Source organism: Vreelandella alkaliphila (assembly GCF_016107625.1).
In the GTDB taxonomy this organism is placed as follows: Bacteria; Pseudomonadota; Gammaproteobacteria; order Pseudomonadales; family Halomonadaceae; genus Vreelandella; species Vreelandella alkaliphila.
Map to the genome: position 1 here is coordinate 650,579 of NZ_JABASV010000001.1, position 21,613 is coordinate 672,191.

The following is a 21,613-nucleotide window of genomic DNA, read 5'->3' on the forward strand; positions in this document are numbered from 1 at the left end:
TCGGTCTTATCGCCGCTATCGTATGGTGGTTTTGGCTTAGCGCCTGATAAGTCATTTCATCGCGGCTGTAGCATCATGGGTAGGCCGCCTTGTGGGCGTAATGTCAGTCGACATTCAATGCTTACTTGGTGGCCTTTCACTAGTTTAGGCGTGAAATGTTGTGCCAATGTTGCCAAGCAGAGAACACCTTCGTAAAGCCCAAAGCGTTTTCCGAGACAAACACGTGGCCCCACGCTAAAGGGTAGATAAGCAAATTTGTCTGGACGTGGAGCATCTGGAAGAAAACGCTCTGGAACAAAATGATCGGGCGCCTCCCACAATTTACGATGCCGGTGCAGCAGCCAAGGGGATACGAGCAAAACGGTCCCTTCACGCACATCGCGATTGCGCACCTTATCACCTCCTCGCGCTTGCCGGCTCAGCATGGGTACCGGCGGATATAGCCGCATGGCTTCCTCAAATACCGCCATTGTATAAGGCAGCTTAGCGACATCTTCATAGCACGGCGTTCTACCACCGAGCACGTCATCAAGTTCATGCTGCAGACGCGCCATAGCCTGAGGGTCATAATCAAGCAGGTACCAGCACCACGCCAATGCGTTAGCAGTCGTTTCATGGCCTGCCATAAACATGACAATCGCTTCATTACGCACTGCTTTTCGGCCCATCGGGCAGCTATTATCTCCGCCATCTTTCATAGACGTCATAAAGCTCTCAATCAGGCTATGCTGTCCTTGCCCTGATCTGTGCGTATGACGATCAATAATACGGTCAATAATTTCATGCACTTGTTTTGCTGAATAGCGCGTACGTGCTCTTCGCAGTGGATTACCTAGCAAACTTAAAAATGGCAATCCCAGCATATTGGCCATATCTAAATGCTCAGAATGACGCTGATATTCGGTAAAACCAGCCACCACCTGCTCAGCTTCTTCGTCGGTGGTATCATCCCCAAAAATCGTTCGGCCAATGATACGCGCTGTTAAATGAGCCATCTCAGTCAGCATATCAATGGGCGTATCTGATGGATGCTGGGCCCATCGCTTGGCAGTTTCCTCCGCCGAGGCGGTCATGGTGGTACAGAAACCGGGTAACAGAGCGTTGGTTAGCGATGGCGCGCACTGGCGGCGGCGCTGACGCCACAAATCGCCATCGCTGACAAACAACCCATCATCAAGAAGCGGTTCCAGAGCACGGCGCATTTGCGGACTTTTACGATCATAGTTGTCGTGCTGCTCAAGGAAAACGCGACGAACCGTATCGGGGCTATTACACAGAACATAGTCTTGCTTCATCAGCGCCATGCGCGAGGTACGTATTGAGTAGTCTTCCTCCCGCCAGACAGAAAGCAGATTGTGCTGCGCTAGACGCAAGCGATGCACGATGCCTTTACTGGCTGAAACAGGCGTTACCTTGACCGGAGGTTCCAAGCCCTTAGCCCGGTTCAATGCCGCAGAAAGCCCCTGATGGTCATTCGCACTTTTTGTTGTTACTGCTTTGCATAAAACACTATCTTGGTGCATTGTCCCCTGCCCTACTATTTATATGTTTGGAAGCCGACTCTTATTCACGGGACATACTTTTTAACTAAATTTAACGACGTCTACCTTAACAGGAACAGCCGGCTTGGCGCATCGACGGTTAATTACCCTGCTTGATAAGAAATCTCTAGCGACCTGTCTCGTTAGTTCTATTTAACTAACACCGATATACCGCCCTGGTTTGTGATTCAAGGCAATAATCAAATTCAGCGTCAGTGCCCCCAACACGGAGTAACCCACGCGGTCTAGCGGTAGCTGGGTCAGTGCCACCAGCAAAATTAGCCCGTCGATCCCCAGTTGCACATAGCCTGCCCGCAGGCCATGCTTTTCTTGCAGATAGAGCGCGAGAATATTAATTCCCCCAAGGCTGGTTCGATGCCGGAACAACATCAACATGCCTATGCCCATTAAAGCGCCTCCCATCAACGCAGCGTACAGCGACGGAACATTGGCGAACTGTACCCAACCTTGGGTGAGTTCAGAAAACAACGACACGAGACCGATAGCGGCAAACGTGCGCAGCGTAAAACTCCACCCCATGCGCTTAATGGCCAAATAGTAAAATGGTACATTGATGGCAAAAAACCAGAAGCCAAATCCCCACCCAGTCACGTAATTCAGCAGTAATGCCAGCCCAGCGGTGCTGCCAGTGATCAATACCGAATGGGTATAAAATGCCACACCTAAAGCAACAAACAGCGTGCCAAGTACCATGGCCATCATATCTTCATAGTATTTATGCGGATCTTTAGGCAGATCGTCCCGCATGAGGATGTCCTTTTGTAGAATTATTCGAGCACTTCTTCCAAGAGACTCTGCAACGTCAGTGTCTTTACAGAGAATCACCGGGGAGGGAGAACGTATTTCCGACGCTCAATGGCTCTTATTTCATCAGCGCCCCAGCGCACTCTCTAGTATATTGGCTGCATTGGCTGCCCCATTTGCTTTCTGCACGGCGCTTGAAAAACGCTGGGCAGATTGACGAAATACGGGCTCATGCATTAGTCGCTCTAGCTGTCGCACCAATTTATTGGGGTTAATTCTACGCACTGACATCTGCAAGCCGAATTTTTGGCGCACGCCAATTTGAGCATTGAGACGCTGCTCATAGTGGGCAGGCAGCGCCAGCATTGGCACACCCGCCGCTAATGACTGATACATACTGCCATTGCCACCGTGATATAGCATTGCTCGGGCATGCGCCAAGAGCTGTGAGCCAGGCGCATAGCGCGTAAAACGAAAATTACTCGGGGCAGCGTTCATCACCTCTTCGCTTACCTGACCACCGGTGGTCACCATAAAACGGTAAGGCAGCGCTCCCAACGTGGGATACGTGCTGCGCAGGAAATGCTCTAACAACCCTGTTGACCCCATGGTGATATAAATATTGGGCGTGCCATCTTGGAGCTCATCAAACCATTCAGGTAACGGGGCCGTTAGATCTGGGGAGATCGGCCCTACCATATGATAATCGCGAAACCGTTTAGGCAAGCTGTAGAGCCCTGGTAAATCAGGCGAAATCATTGGCATGTGATAGAGCATGTCAAAGGCATTTCGGTCTGGCCGCTGATACTTCTGATAAAGTCGCCGTCGGATACCAGACAGTAAATAGCGGTCTAAGCCTTTAGCAGCGTAGTAAGTAGGTGTTGGCGGCGTTAACAGTCTTGCGGCATAGCCATTCATGATGCCAGCACACGGGACGCCGGCAATGTACGCGGCAGTACTGGCACTTACCGTGGCATCACCCACCACTAAATCAGGTTTGACCTGTTCGATAGCCTGCAACTGGGACTCAATAATCTTGGTTAGAGGCGCCCAATAGCGTAGGTGCACCATATCCCAAAAGGAGGCTTTCCAGCCAAGACGTTGGAAGCGTATCCATATATCGGGAAGATTCGGCTCTCGAGCATAGATAAGAGGGAACCCTGCTTCCTGAACAAGGCTCAAGCGAGAGCTGGGATGGTTAGGATCATCACCCGCGAAAATCACTTCGTGCCCACGTTGGCGCAGTACGTTGGCTATCTCGATACAACGCACTGTATGCGCAAGCACCCACCCCAGAGGGAAAAACAGGATACGTGACGGTCTGGCAGCCACATTGCTACCACTAAGCGAGTCTGACATACCAGGTTTCCTGTCTTATTCAACCATCAAACGATGTTGTCCACTGACTAAAATCCGCGAATAGCAAAGAGAATTAGACAGGGCTGGCGTGCTCTACCATCAACTGCAAGGACTCTCGTCCTCGCCAGCGGTTGCGATTGAGCTTATAGGCGCAGTGCAGCGTGTCGCCCACGCTAAATGAGGGGAGCTCCCCCGGCGTTAACGCCCGGAACCAAATCGCTTTGCTAGTCACCGCGCCCATGGAAAGTTCCATCATCAGGTGAGAACCTTCAGCACCTACTGGGCGTAGTGCTTCAACAATAAAGCGCCCTTCAAATAGTGGCGGGTCAAACTCACGCCCGTAAGGGCCAAGCGCTTCAACTTCGCTTAGCGTTAACAGAGATAGCTGCGACGTAGAGAGCTCGCCATCTGTCCATAGCCGCGGATAAAGCGGTGTATCGCCCAGTTGCTCACCAACGGCCTGTAAAAAAGCAGCTTTAAAGGCCGCTAACTGTTCTCTTGGTACGCCGACACCCGCCGCCCCACTATGGCCGCCAAAGCGCGGTAGCGACTCAGGAGCTAGCTCAAAGGTACGTTGCAGCGCATCCCGTAGGTGCAGGCCATCAATCGAGCGACCAGAACCGGTCAACATATTGGGCGCCGCCGCGCGGGTCAGCACCAACGCGGGGCGGCCATAGGCCTGCACTAACCGCGAAGCGACAATACCTTGCACGCCAGGGTGGCCATCTTCCAGCAGTACCACCACAGCAGGCTCATTAGCCTCCAGCGACGAAACGGCAAGTGCACGCGCTTCTTCCGCCATGTCCGCTTCAATCGCCTTGCGAGACTGGTTGTCTTGATCAAGCACCTCTAGCTGACGATTGGCGACACTATCACTTTCCGCGAGCATAAAATGTAACGCCGCATAGGGGTCATCCAGCCGTGAGCGAGCGTTAATTCGTGGCCCCATTTGGAACGCCAGCGTTTCAGCGTTAAATGGCACACTATCTGCCCCAAGCCGCGCCGCCATGGCGCGCCAACAGGCAGCGTCCATACGGTTGATCAGCGTTAATCCGTAGTTGACCACTGCGCGGTTAGCCGGACTACCGCCCAGCGAAACACAGTCCGCTACGGTGCCCAGTGCAACGTAAGAAAGCCACGGTGATAGCTTAGGTGTCGCATCAGGCATTGCCCCCCATTCAATCAATACGCCACGGGCAAGTGACATCAAAAGCCATGCCACCATGCACCCGGCGATCGTTTTATCGGGATAGTCACAATCACTGCGTGTCGGGTTAACGCAGGCATAGGCAGAAGGCGGTGGGCCTTCCAACGGCAGCGCGTGGTGGTCGCTGACTACCACATCAATACCAGCGGCTTTCAAGCGTGCAATTCGCGGCTCATCTGAGCTGCCGCAGTCGGCGGTAATCACCAGCGAGGGCAGCGGTTTTAAACCAAGTGTGCGCTCCACCAGCGGCAGGCTAATGCCATAGCCATCGTGGATACGGTGGCCAATCAAACTATGTAACTTGTGTTCGGATACGCCAAACAGCTCCACCAACGTACGCCGAATCACCACATGGGAGGTGATGCCGTCCACATCGTAGTCGGTGAGTATGCCGATGGATTCCCCTTCTGCCACTGCCTGGGCAATACGTTCAGCGGCACGGCGGCCATCGGCTAGCTTTTCTGGATGCGCCAAGTAACGCAAACTCGGCGCCACCAGCGGTGCGAGCTCGCCCTTATAGCCCGGCAATCGTGAGGCCAATAGCCGTGCTTGTAGCTCGCTTAAGCCTTCCGCTTGGGCACGCACATAGATAGCCTCGTCCAGTGGACGAGGCTCTAAGCGTGGCTGATTGGCGTTCTGCTGCGCAAGTGCGGGTTCGTCGGCCATTACGCCTCAGCGCCGATTGTCAGCGACAAACTGCTGCACGGCGCTCAGCTCAGCGGGCAGCACCGTGTAACGCTCTTCGCGCTCAAGCAAATCATCCATATGAGTGGGCAACGGCACACCCTGGAAACCTGCCTTGACCACGGCTTCAGCGAATTTCGCCGGATGCGCGGTAGCAAGCGTAATCACCGGCGTCGTGGTATCCACTCGTGCGCGCTCTGCAGCGCGATAGCCAGTGGCCGTATGGGGGTCAAGGATCTCCCCAGTACGGTGATGGGCTTCACGAATGACTTCCAGAATGGTCGCATCATCAACGCTATGGCTAGCGAATTTTTCGCGCAGCTTGGCCAGCGGTGCATCGGCAAGCGCCGTAGGCTCTTGCTGGAAGCGTTCTAGTAGCGCTGCCACAGCGGCACCATCGCGGTCGTAAGCATCAAACAGCAAACGCTCAAAGTTTGACGAAACAACGATGTCCATTGACGGCGCGAGGGTCGCTGCCAACTCTTTCTTGGAGAAATCATTGGCGGCAAGCGTGCGATGCAGAATGTCGTTGGCATTAGTGGCAATAATGAACTGCTTCACCGGCAGCCCCATCTTAAACGCCATGTAGCCTGCGAAGACGTTACCGAAGTTAGCCGACGGAACGCAGAAGCTCACTTCTCGCTGAGGCGCGCCCAATGCAACACCAGCGGCGATGTAGTACACGATCTGCGCCATGATGCGCGCCCAGTTGATCGAGTTCACCGCCACTAAGCGCGTGCCATTCAGGAAATCCTGATTAGCAAAGCTCGCCTTAACCATTGCCTGGGCATCATCAAAATTGCCTTCGATAGCAATATTGAAGACGTTGTTGGCGAGCACCGACGTCATCTGGCGGCGCTGCACTTCAGACACGCGGTTATGCGGGTGGAGAATAAAAATATCGAGGTTATCGCAGTGGCGACAGCCTTCAATAGCCGCGGAACCGGTATCCCCAGAGGTCGCGCCCATAATGACGGCACGTTCACCACGCTTTTTCAGGAAATGATCCAGTAGCCGCCCTAGCAGCTGCAGCGCGACATCTTTAAACGCCAGCGTTGGGCCATGGAACTGCTCTAGCAGAAAGTGATTGGCATTCAACTGCTTTAACGGCACAACGGCGTCATGATTGAACGTGGCGTAAGCTTCTGTCACCAAGCGACGGAAGGTATCGTCGTCAATTTCACCATTTACAAACGGCTTCATGACCCGAAAAGCAATCTCGGCGTAGGAAAGGCCAGCCATGCTGGCCAGCTCTTCCTTAGAAAACTCGGGCAGCGTTTCCGGCACATAAAGTCCGCCGTCGCTGGCCATTCCGGTTAGCACAACCTCTTCAAAGGAGAGCGCGGGCGCTTGGCCACGCGTGCTGATATAACGCATGAGTTACTCCCCTTCGCTCAGACTTTCAACGCGAATACGGGTAACCGGCCCAGCAATATCCGCCATGGACTCGATTTCACGGATAGCATCGTTCATCTGTTTCTCTTTTGTGCGATGCGTCAGCAAAATGATCGGCACCAACTCACCTTCAGTAGCCTCTTTCTGGATCAGCGCTTCAATAGAGATGCCCTGCTCGGCCAGAATGGTGGCAACACGCGCCAACACACCCGGGCGATCCACCGCCAACAGACGCAGATAATACGCTGTGGTAATATCTTCCATCGGCATAATAGGCAGTTGACTGGCATCATCGTCGATGCCGCTAAACGCTAGGTAAGGCACCCGGTAGTGGTGATCCGTGGCGATATCACGGGCAACATCCAGCAGGTCGGCTACGACGGCAGACGCTGTCGGCTCAGCACCGGCGCCAGCGCCGTAGTAAAGTGTTGGACCAACCGCATCGCCCATCACAGCAATCGCATTTTTAACGCCGTGCACATTCGCCAGCAGGCGCTCTTTAGGAATCAACGTCGGGTGAACTCGGAGCTCTAGCCCTTGATCAGTCCGTTTAGAGATGCCCAGATGCTTAATCACGTAACCCAGGTTATCGGCCTGCTCGACGTCTTCTGCAGTAATGCGAGAAATACCTTCGGTGAAGGCTTTATCAAACTGCAGCGGCACGCCATAGGCAATTGACGCCAGGATGGTCAATTTATGGGCAGCGTCGATACCTTCCACGTCGAAAGTGGGGTCAGACTCCGCGTAACCTAGCGCTTGGGCTTCGGCCAACACGTCTTCAAACGCGCGACCTTCATCACGCATATGGGTGAGAATGTAGTTACCGGTGCCGTTTATGATGCCCGCTACCCACTCGATACGGTTAGCACCAAGGCCTTCGCGTAGCGATTTGATGACCGGAATACCGCCCGCCACAGCCGCCTCAAAGGCAACAATGACGCCTTTCTTATGCGCGGCGCGGAAAATTTCATTACCGTGAACAGCAATCAATGCCTTGTTGGCAGTCACAACGTGTTTGCCGTTTTCAATCGCCGTTAGCACCAACTCGCGGGCGATATCGTAGCCACCAATCAGCTCTACCAGCACATCCACGTTAGGGTTATTAGCCACCTCAAACACGTCAGAAGTCGCATTAATGCCGGTAATATCGCAGTCAGGGTGAATACTGCGGTGGGCAACCTGTTCAATCACAATCGGGCGGCCAGCACGACGGCTAATGTCATCAGCGTTACGTGTTAAGACGTTAAATGTACCGCCACCGACCGTACCTAACCCACAAATGCCTACTCTTACCGGTTTCAAAATACTTCCCCTTTCGTGATGGGCACCCATAGGTGCCGCCTCTTAAATCAGTGTCTCAGCGCTATCGTTCGTCACTGCACGTGACGTTATTCGTCTTCCAAGCCTAACATGCTAACGAGCCGGTCGGGGGGTACAAACCCTGGCACCATTTTCCCGTCGGGCAACACAATCGCAGGAGTACCCTGCACGCCCACAGCCTTACCTAATTCGTACTGATCGGCAACGGGGTTATCGCAGTTTGCCGATGCCGCAAGCGTTTGGCCTTGTTTAGCTTGAGTCATGGCCTCGCTACGGTTATCCGAACACCACACTTGCTCAAGCGTCGTCGCAGCACCACTGCCCATGCCTGCGCGTGGAAAGGCCATATAGTGCACTGCAATGCCGCGCTCGTTAAGCTCAGGCACCGTTTCATGTAGCCGCTCGCAGTATGGGCAGGTAGGATCCGTAAACACAATTACCGTAGCTTTCGGCTCACCCACACCTTGAAAAACGACTCGCTCGCTCGCTGGAATGGCAGCAAGCACTGTAGCCCTTTCTTGGTTACGCGCCTGCTCGGTTAAGTTAACCAAACCATTATCCGCGTTTTGATAGAGGTCCCCTACCAAAAAGTGGCTACCATCGGCATTGGAGTAAAAAGATTCACCACTTTCCAGAACAACGTGGTACACCCCGTCCATTGGCGTTGCGTTTACCTGCTCCACCGGCATTGACTGGCCGTTAACTTGCAAGTTCTCCGTCAGATACTCGGAAACGGAGTCAGCACTGGCAACAGCAGGCAGTAAACACCCCGCAAGCGCCAGCCAGGGAACACAGGATTTAGCAACTAAAGACATACGTTGATGCATTGTATCTTCAACCTCGCGGATGGTGTTCGGCATGCAATTGCTCCAGGCGCGCCTGGGCAACATGCGTATAAATTTGCGTTGTAGATAGGTCGCTATGACCTAACAACAGCTGTACGACCCGCAAATTAGCACCATGATTCAATAAATGAGTCGCAAATGCGTGGCGTAACGTGTGAGGCGACAAGGGCCGAGTAATACCCGCAGTGATAGCGTGGGCTTTAATGCGGTGCCAAAACGTTTGCCGCGTCATGGCTTTATCTGCTCGCCCAGGAAACAGCGCGGGCCGTGTAGGATCTTGCATCAGCGCAGGCCGAGCCGTCTTCACATAATGCCCTATCCACTCGGCAGCCTCTTCACCCATTGGCACCAGCCGATCTTTATCGCCCTTGCCTCTTACGCGAACAACCCCTTGGCGAAGATTGACCGCATCGCCAGTCAGTCCAACCAGCTCCGACACGCGTAGCCCGCAGGCATACAACAGCTCAAGCATGGTGCGGTCGCGAACTCCAAGCGAGGTGCTGATATCAGGGGCGAGCAACAGACGCTCAACCTCTTCCTCTTCCAGGGTATTCGGCAAGCTAGGGCGTACCCGCGCCAGCGACACATTGGCCAATGGGTCGCTGGCGATATGCCCATAAAGCCGTGCCCAACGGTAAAAACTGCGCAGCGACGAGAGTAGCCGTGCATTACTGCGTAGTTGATAGCCCTGTTCTCGACGTAATTCCAACCACTCGCTAAAACGCTCTGATGAAGGAGTTAACAGTGTTTCTCCCGCACTTTCGAGCTGCTGTTGCCAAGCAGTTAAGTCATGCCGATAGGCCGCTAACGTATGGTCGCTTGCCCCTTGCTCTAACCATAAGGCATCTAGATAGGCATCTATCACGCTCATAGGCTAACGGTCTCTTGACGGTGGTACCACACAAACAAAAACCCCGCCCCGCAAAGCGGTGACGGGGTCTTGGTATCCGAGCGCGACGCATGTCAAAAACTGCGCATTTCAAAAACTACGCATGTCAAAAACAGCGTGCGCCCGTGAAAAAGTGGCAGTTAAGCCAGCTTTTCCTTGATACGCGCCGACTTGCCGCTGCGCTCGCGCAGGTAGTACAGCTTGGCTTGACGAACGTCACCGCGACGCTTGACTTCAATAGAGTCAACCAACGGGCTGTAGGTCTGGAAAGTACGCTCAACACCAACACCGTGAGAAATTTTACGTACGGTGAAAGCGGAGTTCAGGCCACGGTTACGCTTACCGATGACCACACCTTCAAACGCCTGCAGACGCTCACGAGTACCTTCCTTTACTTTAACCTGAACGACGATGGTGTCGCCCGGTGCAAAGGCCGGAATCTCTTTGCCCATTTGCTCGGATTCGATCGCCTGGATCACCTTGTTCTTGCTGCTCATTTTCATACTCCTAAATAACGTAATGGCTTGCCACGCAGTTGTGGAAGGGGCAAACCGTGATCCCGGCGCTCGAAGCGAGCTACGCGGGAGTCGTTATGGGTGACGCAGGTGCGTAGGCTAAGTCTCGTAGACTAACTGTCTCACAGACTATCTGCCTAATTTGCCCTGCACCGCCGCTCGGTTCTATGCAATTGAAGAACAATCACTTAGTTGACAGAGCGTGTTCCTCGATAAACTCGTCTAGAAGCCGCTGTTGCTCGGCATCAAGCGTACGCCCTGCTAATAAATCAGGACGGCGCTGCCATGTACGGCCTAACGACTGTTTTAACCGCCAGCGCTTGATGGCCGCATGATTACCGCTTAACAGCACATCAGGCACTTGTCGCCCGTCAATCGTCTCAGGACGGGTATAGTGCGGACAGTCTAACAAGCCATCATTGAACGAGTCTTCGATAGCGGAATCCTGGTGACCCAACACACCGGGTACCAGCCGTGCCGCCGCGTCAATTAGCACCATTGCTGGCAACTCACCACCGCTCAGCACATAGTCACCAATTGACCATTCTTCATCAATGTCACTTTCCACCACGCGCTCATCAATGCCTTCATAGCGCCCAGCGACCACTACGAGAGGGCCTGCTGAGGCGAGCGCTTGAACACCCTGCTGATCCAACTTACGCCCTTGGGGCGAGAGATAGATCACGGTGGGCGATTGTCCCGTCGCTTGCTCTGCTCGTTGCCGAGCATCAAAGATAGCAGCACGCAGGGTGTCTACCTTCATCAGCATACCGGGGCCGCCGCCGTAAGGGCGATCGTCCACGCTGCGGTGGCGGTCGGTGGCGTAATCGCGCGGATTCCAAAACTCCAGGGCAATACGCTGTTTCTCTACCGCTCGACCAACCACACCTTGTTGGGTAATCGCATCGAACATCTCTGGAAACAGCGATACCACGCCAATCCACATCGCGGGAGCATCCATTAAGCTGCTTTCTTCACCGTTTGCTGCAGTAACAGTTGAATCAGTTACTGTGAGCTCGCTCGACAACTGCTTACTCAAACCTGTTTTCAAAACTCAGGATCCCAATTCACGACCATACGGCCATCTTCGAGGCTGATTTCAACAATTACATCATCGGGTAAGAAAGGTAGCAGCCGCTCACGCTTATCAATTGCGTCGTTATCACCGCGCACCACCATGACATCGTTTGCGCCGGTTTCAAACAGGTAACTGACCTGCCCTAACCGCTCGCCTGACTGAGTGAAGACAGTTAAGCCTTCAAGCTCATGCCAGTAATACTCATCATCGGAAAGCGTAGGCAGTGCCTCTTTCGGCATCAGAATGTGCGTTTGCGCCAGCGCTTCGGCTGCCGTTCGGTCATCAACACCTTTTAGCTGCACCACAAGACCCTTGCCTTGCCGACGTCCCTGAATCACGGTCATGCGCGTAAGGGATTCCCCTTGGCGCACCCACCATTCTGGGTATTCCATGATGCTGTCTATGGGATTGGTATAGGAGTAGACCTTAAGCCAACCTTTAATCCCGTGAGGGCTAGTTAGCTTACCAAGCACCACATGTGCGTCGTCTGTATGGCTAGTTTCAAAACGCGTCATCGACGACCGCTCCAACAAATTACAACGACAACATCACCTACTATCACTTACTGACAGTCACGCATTAACCGGCTTAAGCCTGTTTACGCGCTTCTTTAACCAGCTCAGCAACACGACCAGACAACTGGGCGCCTTGGCTCTGCCAGTGAGTAACACGCTCAAGATCAACGCGCAGACGCTCTTCTTGACCACGGGCAACCGGGTTGAAGAAGCCGATACGCTCGATGAAACGGCCATCACGGGCGTTGCGTGAATCAGTAACAGTCAGGTGATAAAAGGGACGCTTTTTGGCGCCACCACGTGCCAAACGAATGGTAACCATACGATAACTATCCTTCGGTTGAGGTTACGAGAGTGTGCAATAGCGCAGATCGCTAACAGAACACTCGTCATACTATTTTCTCGGCACTGCAGACTAAAATCAGTGATTTGCTGCGTACCATCAGGTTCTTCACTGGCAGATGGTAAGGCGATGCTCGCGCATTTTTGCCAACACCCACGCATGAAGAGGCCGCATTCTACGCAAATGCGCTCTGCTTGGAAAGCCTGACAGCCAGAAAACTCTTAAGCCGTCAACCTTGCCAAGCACGTTACAAGGTTGCTAACAATGGCTTAACGCCAGGGAAGACCGCCGGGGCCACCCATACCGCCCATGCCACCGTCGCCGCCAGGACCACCCGGCCCGCCGCCGCCCATCATGCCTGACATGCCGCGCATCATTTTCTGCATCCCGCCTTTTTTGCCTGCTTTTTTCATCATTTTCTGCATCTGCTTATGCTGTTTTAGCAGGCGATTCAGGTCAGGTACTTGCAGGCCAGCACCCGCTGCAATACGGCGTTTGCGCGAACCATTGATGATATCGGGCTTGCGGCGCTCTTTGGGGGTCATTGAGTTAATCAATGCCTCCAGCTTGCCAAGCTCTTTCTCCGGACCAGGGCCTTGTGCCATTTCAGCCATTTGCCCCATGCCGGGCAGTTTGCCAAGCAGGCCACCCATGCCGCCCATTTTCTTGAGCTGCTGTAACTGATCGCGGAAATCTTCCAGGTCAAAACCGTCACCCTTCTTGACCTTACTGGCCAGCTTGGCGGCTTTGTCTTTATCCACCGTGCGCTCGGCTTCTTCGATCAGCGACAGCATATCGCCCATACCCAGAATCCGTGATGCCACACGGTCCGGATGGAAAGGCTCTAGGGCGTCTACTTTCTCACCAACCCCCATAAACTTAATGGGCTTACCAGTGATATGGCGTACCGAAAGTGCTGCACCACCACGGGCATCACCGTCAGCCTTGGTGAGAATCACCCCGGTCAGCGGCAGTGCATCGTGAAATGCTTTCGCCGTATTCACCGCATCCTGGCCGGTCATGGCATCGACCACAAACAGCGTTTCTTCCGGTGAAATTGCTTTATGCAGCGCCTGGATTTCGGCCATCATCGCTTCATCGATGGCCAGCCGCCCGGCGGTATCGACTAATACGACATCATGGAATTGAATTTTGGCGTGTTTGATTGCCGCTGTGGCAATATCCACTGGCTTCTGATCGGAACGAGACGGAAAGAAATCCACCTGAACTTCTTTTGCCAGCGTCTCTAGCTGATCAATCGCCGCTGGACGATAAACGTCGGCGGAGACCACCAGCACTTTTTTCTTTTCGCGTTCACGCAGATAACGCGCCAGTTTAGCAACAGAGGTGGTTTTACCCGCCCCTTGCAGGCCTGCCATCAACACGACCGCAGGTGAGCCTTTTAGGGATAAGCCTTCATTGGCTTCGCCCATAATCGCTTCCAGCTCTTGCTGGACGATTTTAACGAATTGCTGGCCTGGCGAGAGGCTCTTCGAGACTTCTTGGCCAACAGCACGCTCACGAACACGCTCAATAAATGCCTTCACCACCGGCAAGGCGACATCTGCCTCTAACAGTGCTTTACGCACTTCGCGCAGGGTGTCTTTGATATTGTCGTCAGTTAGCCGCGCTTGGCCTTTGATCGACTTCAACGTCTGGGAAAGACGCTCACTCAGATTCTGAAACATGGGGCCTCTGCCTCCGTCGTTGTCGCCGGGCGGTCACACCGGACGAATGTAGGATCGATTATACGCGCTCGCCGCGCGAGTCTCCATGGTCGTCAACATTGGTTATCGATGGCTGTGCGACGCCGCTATGATTGGTTATAGTAGGCAGACTGTTCTAGCTTGAACGATTTAGCACCGCTGACTTTCACAGCGTTGATTAAATGACACTGGATTCAACAACGCGCTGCAAGGCGCACGGATAGCATCATGCAGGCGCTCCCTTTCGCCACGATCGCTTTTATACTTTATGTCGCCGCTGCCATCTGGCAGGGCATGACTTTATTTCGTCGCGTGCCACCACGCCAGGGCATGGTGCGTCTACTTGGTGCGCTTGGGCTTTTACTGCATATCCCAGTGGTCGTGGAGCTTGTTAGCTCAGCCCCAGGTCTACTGCCCGGGTTCACAACCAGCGCAACGCTTCTGATGGCCGTGGCCGTCAACGTTGTGCTCGTCGCCAGCCTGTTTAAGCCGGTGCTCAACGCTGGCATCGTGCTATTCCCTCTCGCGGGTATCGCGCTTATTTTTGCCACTTGGTTACCGAGCCAGGGGAGCCAAAGCGGCTTAACGCTCGGCATTTTACTGCATGCCGTCAGCTCTGCGCTGGCGTTTGCCGTCTTGGCAATTGCCGCGATTCAAGCGGTGCTGGTCGGCCTGCAGAACCAAGCACTGCGCCATCACCATATTCGTGGCATTGTGCAATCACTACCACCACTCACCACCATGGAAAGAGTGCTGTTTGAACTGGTATGGTCGGGCATTATATTGCTGACACTTTCGATCATCAGCGGGCTGATCTTTCTCGACAATATGTTCGCGCAGCATTTGGTGCATAAAACGGTACTTTCGCTGGGGGCGTGGATTATTTTCACCACACTTTTAGTGGGTCGATATCGTTTTGGCTGGCGTGGCATGCGCGCTGTGCGCTGGACGCTTGGCGGGTGCATACTGCTACTGCTGGCTTACTTTGGCAGCAAGTTTGTCCTGGAAATCTTGCTCAATCGCTAAACCTATACTCACCGCATTATCAGCACTGATTTAATTTGGCGTTGATAACAGTGGCCTTGACAGGCCACTTCCATACTTCTAAAAATCGAGCCTAATACGCCATAAAGGAACTTTCGACTTGAGCGACGACTTCCCCCTGGGGTTACTGTTCGGCCTGCTAGCCATTTTGATATTGCTGTCTGCCTTTTTCTCCAGCTCTGAAACAGGCATGATGTCGATAAACCGCTATCGACTAAGCCATCAAGCTAACAGCGGTGATCGCCGCGCAAAGCGTGTCATGCGTTTATTAACGCGCCCCGATCGACTGATTGGCGTTATTTTAATTGGCAATAACTTCGTCAATAACTTAGCCGCCTCGATTGCTACCATCATTGCCATTCACTTCTTTGGTGACGTCTCTGGCCCAGCTATTTCAACGGCGCTACTGACGATTACCATCCTTATTTTTGCCGAAGTAACACCGAAAACCTACGCAGCCATCAAGCCTGAGCGGATCGCTTACCCTACTTCCCTGGGCCTGGAGCCACTGCTCAAACTACTTTACCCACTGGTATGGCTAGTCAACGTCATCTCAAATGGCCTATTACGCCTAATGGGCGTTAAAAGCGTTGAGAACGGCGGCGACAGTTTAACCCGCGATGAACTGCGCACTGTAGTTCACGAAGCAGGGACGCTAATTCCCTACCGACACCGCGCTATGCTGCTGTCGATTCTTGATCTTGAGAATGTCACGGTTAACGACATCATGGTGCCGCGACACGAAGTTCTTGGCATCGACCTTGACGACACGCTGGAAGATATTCTGACCCAGATCCGCACCAGCCAACATACCCGTCTACCGGTCTATAAAGGCGATATCAACAATATTATTGGTATGCTGCATCTACGCAATGCAGCGCGCTTTTTATCGCGTAGCGAAGTCACCAAAGCAGCGATTGTTCAAGAAGCACGGGAGCCGTATTTCATTCCCGAATCCACACCGTTACATACACAACTGCTGAACTTCCAAAAGCAGAAGCGGCGTATTGGTATTGTGGTGGATGAGTACGGCGATGTGGAAGGCTTGGTAACCTTAGAAGATATTCTTGAGGAGATTGTCGGGGAATTCACCACCGACGTCTCAGAAGATGATGAAATTCATCAGCAAGATGATGGCAGCCATGTCATTGAGGGCACTGCCAATATTCGTGAAATTAACAAAATGCTTGGCTGGCAATTGCCCACTGACGGCCCTAAAACCCTGAATGGCTTAATCCTTGAGCACCTTGAGGCGTTTCCGGAAGGGCCTGCCTGCTTGCAGATTGGTAATACGCGGATGGAAATTTTAGAAATCCGTGACAACCTGATCACTTCAGCACGCTGCTGGCAAAAGTTGCGCCTTGCACGCCGAACGTAGCGACTGACCGTCTAACCAACCTAACGGCGGGTGATTTCGCTATCACCCGCCGCCTTCAGCGCCCTCACGCGGGCCTCCAAATAGCGACGCAAGGCAATATCCTCTACCTCATGAACCAATACCGGCGGCCCGAAGTGTAAACTGACCGGCGCACGAAAACGTGACGGCCATTTTTTAAGTGCCTTGCCACCGTAGTGTGATGTCCAAGACCCCCACAGCCCTGCCAAGCCAGCCGGAATGACGGGCACATTATCGCGGGCAAGAATGGTTTCGAGCCCGCGCCTAAAGGCGTGGATATCGCCATCTGGGGTGATACGCCCTTCAGGAAACACCATTACGACATCACCTTCGCGAAGCGCGTGGCTCACCTCATCCAGCGTTCGACGCAATGCACCAGGGCTATGCCGCTCTGATTCAATCGGAATCGCGCCCACAAGCTGGAACCACCACTTTAGCCAGCGAGATTCAAAGATGGGCTGATCCATCACAAACCGCAGCGGCCTGGGGCTACCGCCGCCTAACACCAACGCATCCATAAAGCTGACGTGGTTACAGACTACCAGGGCAGCGCCGCGCTTAGGTACGTTCTCTTGGCCATGCACAGAGAACCGATAACACACTCGCATAACGACATAAATGACGCGACGCAACGCGCAACGCACCATTTTCAACCACCACGTCACGTCGCCGCCTCCCGGTGGCGCAGGCCAGCCAGCACCGTGCTCATTAGCTGATCCAGCAGCTCATCCACCTTCAACTGCTGACCTTGCCAATAGCCTAAGCGCTCGTTTAATCCAAGCTGCACCAAGCCGTGTACGCTCCCCCAGAGAGTGCGCCCAAGGCGTCGCGCTTCAAGATCATCCAATGCTGGCTGATACCGTTTCAACGACGTTTCCACCTGAGTGAACAGCGCTTCAATAAGGTCACTCTGGCGCTGATCCAGCTCGCCTTCTTGGGCCAGTGGATAATCAAATAGCAGCTGCCAGCGGTAGCAGCCTTGCTCAGCGAAGCGCCAATAAGCGAGCGCTAGCGAGCGCAGCCATGGCTCAGGATCATCTTCTGCCAGGCTAGTAATGGTATGCTGTAAGCGTGCCAACGTTTCAACGTTGACGTGCTGCAATAAGTTATTAAAGCTGCCATATAATTTAAGCAGCGTACTTGGCGCGCAGCCCACTTCTCTGGCCAGGGCACGCAGTGACAAACCATGGACTGGCTGCTTAGCCAACCACTCATCACAAGCGTGCATGACCTGCGCGTGGAGGGCATCGGGCGCATGCTGTCTAGGACGGGCCATGGCGATCTCTTAAGGTCAACGGCAAACAGGAAGAATGCCTCATCGCGCTTTAGCGTGAGCAAGGGATACGCTAGGATACCTTACATCGAACACTGTTTTCGACACTAAAACACGACATTTAACCTATTGTTGCGCTACCCCGCCATTTTGCACGCTCACTACCCCCCATTTCGCATAAGGAGACAGGCATGACGGGACGCCTTCACGTGCAGCGCCTCACGCTATCACGCCTTGTGCCCTCGCTGACTGATTCTGAACCACTTATCGAATCGCCTAACTTAGCGCCCAGACAGCCTGTATCGGCAATACGCCTTGAACAGGGACGCTTGCGGCTTCAGCCATTATTTTGGGGACTAACGCCTCCTTGGCTGAAGGTACTCGATCACGCGCCCCATTGCGCTAGAGCAGAAACGCTTAATCAGCGCGCCATGTTTAACGAGGCGTTTAGTGCTCGCCGCTGTGTCATTCCAGTCAGTGGGTTTTACATCTGGAAGATACAAGCACACAGCAAGCAACCCTATCTCGTTACCCACGTTAACCGAGGGCCACTGTTACTGGGTGCTTTATGGTGCCGTTACCACACAACGCTCACCGCATTTACTGACTCGACGGCGCTGATCAGCGTACCTGCCAACGCCTGCCTTTCTTCACTGACTGACCGATTACCTGTTGTCATCCCTCCAAAAGCGTTAACGCGCTGGCTGGACCCGACGACCGACCTTGAAGCACTCAATGCGCTATTAATACCTGCGCCATTGGAACTGTTGGGCGCTTTTCCGGTATCAAAACATGTTAACAATCCTGCCTATCAGTCATCGTCCTGCGCCCACCCGGTGGGGCCGATGCTGCGCTGGGCTGTGCCATAGGAACCGTAATGTTACGATCTAATGAACCTCTGCCTAACCGTTACGCTGCACGGCAGGCCGTCATCGGCGTCGTGATTGGCGTCGCTTGGTGCACTCCTTTTTTCGCCTTCGCTCAAGACACCCCTGTAAAGGACGCCATCACGCCTATCGTCAGCCCATTTGACGAGCGCGATTACCGCGTACTGACGCTGGAAAACGGTCTTCAGGCGCTGCTTGTTAGCGACCCAGAGGCCGATAAAGCCGCCGCCTCAATGAATGTTCGTGTAGGCAGTGCTCAAGACCCTGACGACCTGCAGGGGCTAGCCCACTTTTTAGAGCATATGCTGTTTTTAGGTACCGAACCGTACCCTCAGTCTGATGCCTATCAGCGCTACATTTCTGATAATGCGGGCTCCCACAACGCCTTTACCGCCCAACAAGACACCAACTATTTTTTTGATATTGAGCCTTCGGCCTTGCCAGGCGCGCTGGACCGCTTTAGCGAATTCTTCCTTTCACCGCTATTTAACGCCGATCATTTAGAAAGCGAACGGAATATTGTTCACTCTGAGTACATGGCACGCATTCGTGATGAATCCCGCCGTGAAAACGATGTATTGAATCAGCTACTAAATCCAGGCAACCCCACGACGGGCTTTGCAGTAGGTAGCCGTGACACCCTCGCTAACCCACCCGAGGGTGAAGCTACTCTTCGCGAGCGGGTGATTGATTTTTATCATCGCTACTATGATGCCAACGTCATGAACTTGGCCATTGTTGCCCCCCAGCCGCTTGATACCCTTGAAGCACTGGTAGTAGAACGCTTTGCCCCCCTTCCAGATAATGGCCTAAGCGTTCCGACCATAGGCGCGCCACTGATCGATCCAGACACGCTGCCCCGCTACATTGAGCGCCAGTCATTACAGGATCGCCGTCAACTACGTTTCTACTTTCCGATTCCCGATCCCACCGATGAATACCGTACGAAGCCGACCCAACTGATCTCTCACCTAATTGGCGATGAAGGCGACGGCAGCTTGCTGGCAGCGCTACGCAAAGCGGGTCTTGCGGATGCACTTTCAGCCGGCGTAGGCCGAGGAGACGGCAATGAGGCGCTGTTTACCATCTCGATTAGCTTAACGCCAGCCGGAGCAGAGCGGCTGGACGATATTGAGGCCACTCTATTTGCTGCCATTGAGCAAATGCGCGAGGAAGGGTTAGCTGAGTGGCGCTACGAGGAACAAAAAAACCTGAATGAACAGGCGTTCCGTTTTCAGCAACATGGCGCACCGCAGCAGGAAGCTACCCGCTTAGCCATGAGCCTTTCTCGTTATCCGGTGGATGATGTGCAGTATGCGCCTTACCGGATGGATGGTATGGATAGCGAGCGTCAGCAACTGTATCTCGACGCACTAACCCCAGATAACATGCTGCGCTTCTACTCCGCACCAGACGTAGAAAGCGACACCGCCTCACCCTGGTTTAACACCCAGTGGAAAGAGCAACCACCCACTCAGCTGGGACAAGCACTAGGTGGCCTAGCGTTACCTGAACCCAACCCTTTTATCGCCAGTGACCTCACTCTCAAAGCGGGGCAAGATGAGCGCCCCGAGGTGTTGGTTGATGGGCCCTCGTTTACCGCATGGCACATGCAAGACAGCCGTTTTAATACGCCAAGCGTTGAGTGGCGGGTAAGCCTCCAGCATCCTAGCGCCAGCTATTCGCCTGAAGAAGCGGTACTCACGCGCCTCTTAGCGGGATGGCTAAATGACAGCCTAAACGAGTCGTTATATCCGGCCTGGCTGGCTGGCCAATCGTTCAGCGCCTATGCTCACGGGCGTGGTATGACGCTATCATTTTCAGGCTGGCGCGATGGACAAACGCCACTGATAGAGCAGGCGATTGAACAGCTTAAGCGCGCCGACATTTCCCCCAGCGCCTTTGAACGTGTGCGCTATCAACTCCAGCGCGAGTGGCGCAACGCCCCCCAAGCATCGCTTTATGGCCAGGCAAGCCGTGCACTGGGCGAAGCGCTTCTGACACCCCAATGGTCAACGGCTGAGTTATTTGACGCCAGCCAGCGGTTAGAGCGTCACCACTTAGAAAACTTCCGCAAACGGTTTTTAGACGCGCTTTACATCGATGCAATGGCCGTTGGCAATTTGGATAAAGAGCTGGCTCGTGAGCAGGCCAGTGTAATACGCGGAGCGTTATCACCGCGTCTCACTCGTGAGGATATCCCCGAGCTTGAAGCGCTACAGGTGAGCAATCAGCCTGAGGTGCTTCACCCGCACAGTACCCGCGAAGAGTCGCTTGTGTTGCGTTATTTACAGGGTCGCGACAAATCCACTGAAGAGCAGGCGCGCCTCAGCGTATTGGCGCAATGGTTGGATACGCCCTTTTATCAGCAACTACGTACCGAGGAGCAGCTTGGCTACATCGTTAATGCAGGTTACTCCCCGCTGCTAGAAGCGCCGGGGATTGCCTTGGTGGTTCAGTCGCCGGATGTTGAGAGCAGCATGATCGCCGAGCGCATGGACGCCTTTATGGCGGCAGCGGGCGAGCGCCTGAATACGTTAACCGAGGAGGAGTTAGCGCCGCATCGTCAAGCCGTTCATTCTCGCTTGACCCAGCGAGACACGAGCCTACAGGGCATGGCAAACCGCTACTGGCAAGCCACAGCACTGGAGGACGTGCACTTTGATCGCCGTGAACAACTCGCCACACTAGCGTTGGATGTTAGCGTACAAGAACTGCAGGCACTGTGGCCGACGCTTCAATCACACCAGTTAGACATTCGCTACAACCCTGGCGACTCACCAAGTGATATCGCCCCCTACCGAGAAGCACGCGTGCCGTTTACCGACGCACGCTAAGTGCTAATTTGCGA

19 protein-coding genes are annotated in these 21,613 nt (G+C 53.8%); 4 read left to right on the forward strand and 15 right to left on the reverse strand.

The genetic code is table 11. The features are described from left to right. Positions 1–56: 56 nt before the first annotated feature. The 13 genes from JFC11_RS02950 to ffh form a co-directional block, all read right to left on the reverse strand. Positions 57–1,523, reverse strand: coding sequence for a cytochrome P450 (locus JFC11_RS02950; protein ID WP_038480990.1), 1,467 nt, complete (start codon positions 1,521–1,523; stop codon positions 57–59). A 171-nt stretch (positions 1,524–1,694) separates the two neighbouring features. Further along, on the reverse strand, positions 1,695–2,309 hold the full coding sequence (locus tag JFC11_RS02955; protein WP_038480987.1) for a YitT family protein: 615 nt from the start codon (positions 2,307–2,309) through the stop codon (positions 1,695–1,697). A gap of 123 nt (positions 2,310–2,432) precedes the next feature. Continuing rightward, the gene (locus JFC11_RS02960) at positions 2,433–3,665 is read right to left on the reverse strand and encodes a glycosyltransferase (RefSeq protein WP_198348680.1); all 1,233 of its coding nucleotides are present in this window, start codon (positions 3,663–3,665) and stop codon (positions 2,433–2,435) included. A gap of 73 nt (positions 3,666–3,738) precedes the next feature. Continuing rightward, the gene (locus JFC11_RS02965) at positions 3,739–5,538 is read right to left on the reverse strand and encodes a single-stranded-DNA-specific exonuclease RecJ (RefSeq protein WP_198348681.1); all 1,800 of its coding nucleotides are present in this window, start codon (positions 5,536–5,538) and stop codon (positions 3,739–3,741) included. A 6-nt stretch (positions 5,539–5,544) separates the two neighbouring features. Continuing rightward, positions 5,545–6,933 (reverse strand): threonine synthase, encoded by a 1,389-nt coding sequence (gene thrC / locus JFC11_RS02970; protein WP_038480979.1) that lies wholly within the window; start codon positions 6,931–6,933, stop codon positions 5,545–5,547. A 3-nt stretch (positions 6,934–6,936) separates the two neighbouring features. Further along, entirely contained in the window at positions 6,937–8,253 is a 1,317-nt protein-coding gene (locus tag JFC11_RS02975; protein ID WP_038486493.1) for a homoserine dehydrogenase, read from the reverse strand. Between the two features lie 86 nt (positions 8,254–8,339). Continuing rightward, on the reverse strand, positions 8,340–9,131 hold the full coding sequence (locus JFC11_RS02980) for a DsbC family protein (protein ID WP_038480976.1): 792 nt from the start codon (positions 9,129–9,131) through the stop codon (positions 8,340–8,342). Further along, a complete protein-coding gene (gene xerD, locus JFC11_RS02985) occupies positions 9,106–9,987 on the reverse strand; it encodes a site-specific tyrosine recombinase XerD (protein WP_198348682.1) in 882 nt (293 codons plus the stop codon). Before xerD ends, JFC11_RS02980 begins: the two co-directional genes overlap by 26 nt. Before the next feature lie 158 nt (positions 9,988–10,145). Continuing rightward, entirely contained in the window at positions 10,146–10,502 is a 357-nt protein-coding gene (gene rplS / locus JFC11_RS02990; RefSeq protein ID WP_009724084.1) for a 50S ribosomal protein L19, read from the reverse strand. Between the two features lie 202 nt (positions 10,503–10,704). Beyond that, positions 10,705–11,466 (reverse strand): tRNA (guanosine(37)-N1)-methyltransferase TrmD, encoded by a 762-nt coding sequence (gene trmD / locus JFC11_RS02995; RefSeq protein ID WP_038486491.1) that lies wholly within the window; start codon positions 11,464–11,466, stop codon positions 10,705–10,707. Between the two features lie 101 nt (positions 11,467–11,567). Beyond that, positions 11,568–12,113 carry a ribosome maturation factor RimM gene (gene rimM, locus JFC11_RS03000; RefSeq protein WP_198348683.1) on the reverse strand — a complete coding sequence of 182 codons (546 nt, stop codon included), beginning with the start codon at positions 12,111–12,113 and terminating at the stop codon, positions 11,568–11,570. Positions 12,114–12,186: 73 nt separating this feature from the next. Next, positions 12,187–12,435: a 30S ribosomal protein S16 gene (rpsP, locus tag JFC11_RS03005; RefSeq protein WP_009724081.1), complete on the reverse strand. Its 249-nt coding sequence runs from the start codon at positions 12,433–12,435 to the stop codon at positions 12,187–12,189. Positions 12,436–12,725: 290 nt separating this feature from the next. Then, positions 12,726–14,144, reverse strand: a complete 1,419-nt coding sequence (ffh, locus tag JFC11_RS03010) for a signal recognition particle protein (RefSeq protein ID WP_198348684.1) — start codon at positions 14,142–14,144, stop codon at positions 12,726–12,728. 246 nt (positions 14,145–14,390) lie between these two features. Here ffh and JFC11_RS03015 point away from each other — a divergent pair, with 246 nt between their 5' ends. Further along, positions 14,391–15,188: a cytochrome C assembly family protein gene (locus tag JFC11_RS03015; RefSeq protein WP_038480965.1), complete on the forward strand. Its 798-nt coding sequence runs from the start codon at positions 14,391–14,393 to the stop codon at positions 15,186–15,188. A 118-nt stretch (positions 15,189–15,306) separates the two neighbouring features. Next, the gene (locus JFC11_RS03020) at positions 15,307–16,584 is read left to right on the forward strand and encodes an HlyC/CorC family transporter (protein ID WP_038480964.1); all 1,278 of its coding nucleotides are present in this window, start codon (positions 15,307–15,309) and stop codon (positions 16,582–16,584) included. A gap of 20 nt (positions 16,585–16,604) precedes the next feature. Here JFC11_RS03020 and JFC11_RS03025 read toward each other — a convergent pair whose 3' ends face one another. Both JFC11_RS03025 and JFC11_RS03030 read right to left on the reverse strand, forming a co-directional pair. Continuing rightward, positions 16,605–17,249 carry a 1-acyl-sn-glycerol-3-phosphate acyltransferase gene (locus JFC11_RS03025; protein ID WP_232482760.1) on the reverse strand — a complete coding sequence of 215 codons (645 nt, stop codon included), beginning with the start codon at positions 17,247–17,249 and terminating at the stop codon, positions 16,605–16,607. A gap of 14 nt (positions 17,250–17,263) precedes the next feature. Then, on the reverse strand, positions 17,264–17,878 hold the full coding sequence (locus tag JFC11_RS03030) for a TetR/AcrR family transcriptional regulator (RefSeq protein ID WP_038480958.1): 615 nt from the start codon (positions 17,876–17,878) through the stop codon (positions 17,264–17,266). Between the two features lie 188 nt (positions 17,879–18,066). On the opposite strand from JFC11_RS03030, the gene JFC11_RS03035 reads away from it, so the two are divergent. Continuing rightward, positions 18,067–18,744 (forward strand): SOS response-associated peptidase, encoded by a 678-nt coding sequence (locus JFC11_RS03035; RefSeq protein ID WP_198348685.1) that lies wholly within the window; start codon positions 18,067–18,069, stop codon positions 18,742–18,744. An 8-nt stretch (positions 18,745–18,752) separates the two neighbouring features. Then, positions 18,753–21,599 carry an insulinase family protein gene (locus JFC11_RS03040; protein WP_198348686.1) on the forward strand — a complete coding sequence of 949 codons (2,847 nt, stop codon included), beginning with the start codon at positions 18,753–18,755 and terminating at the stop codon, positions 21,597–21,599. Positions 21,600–21,613 lie beyond the last annotated feature (14 nt).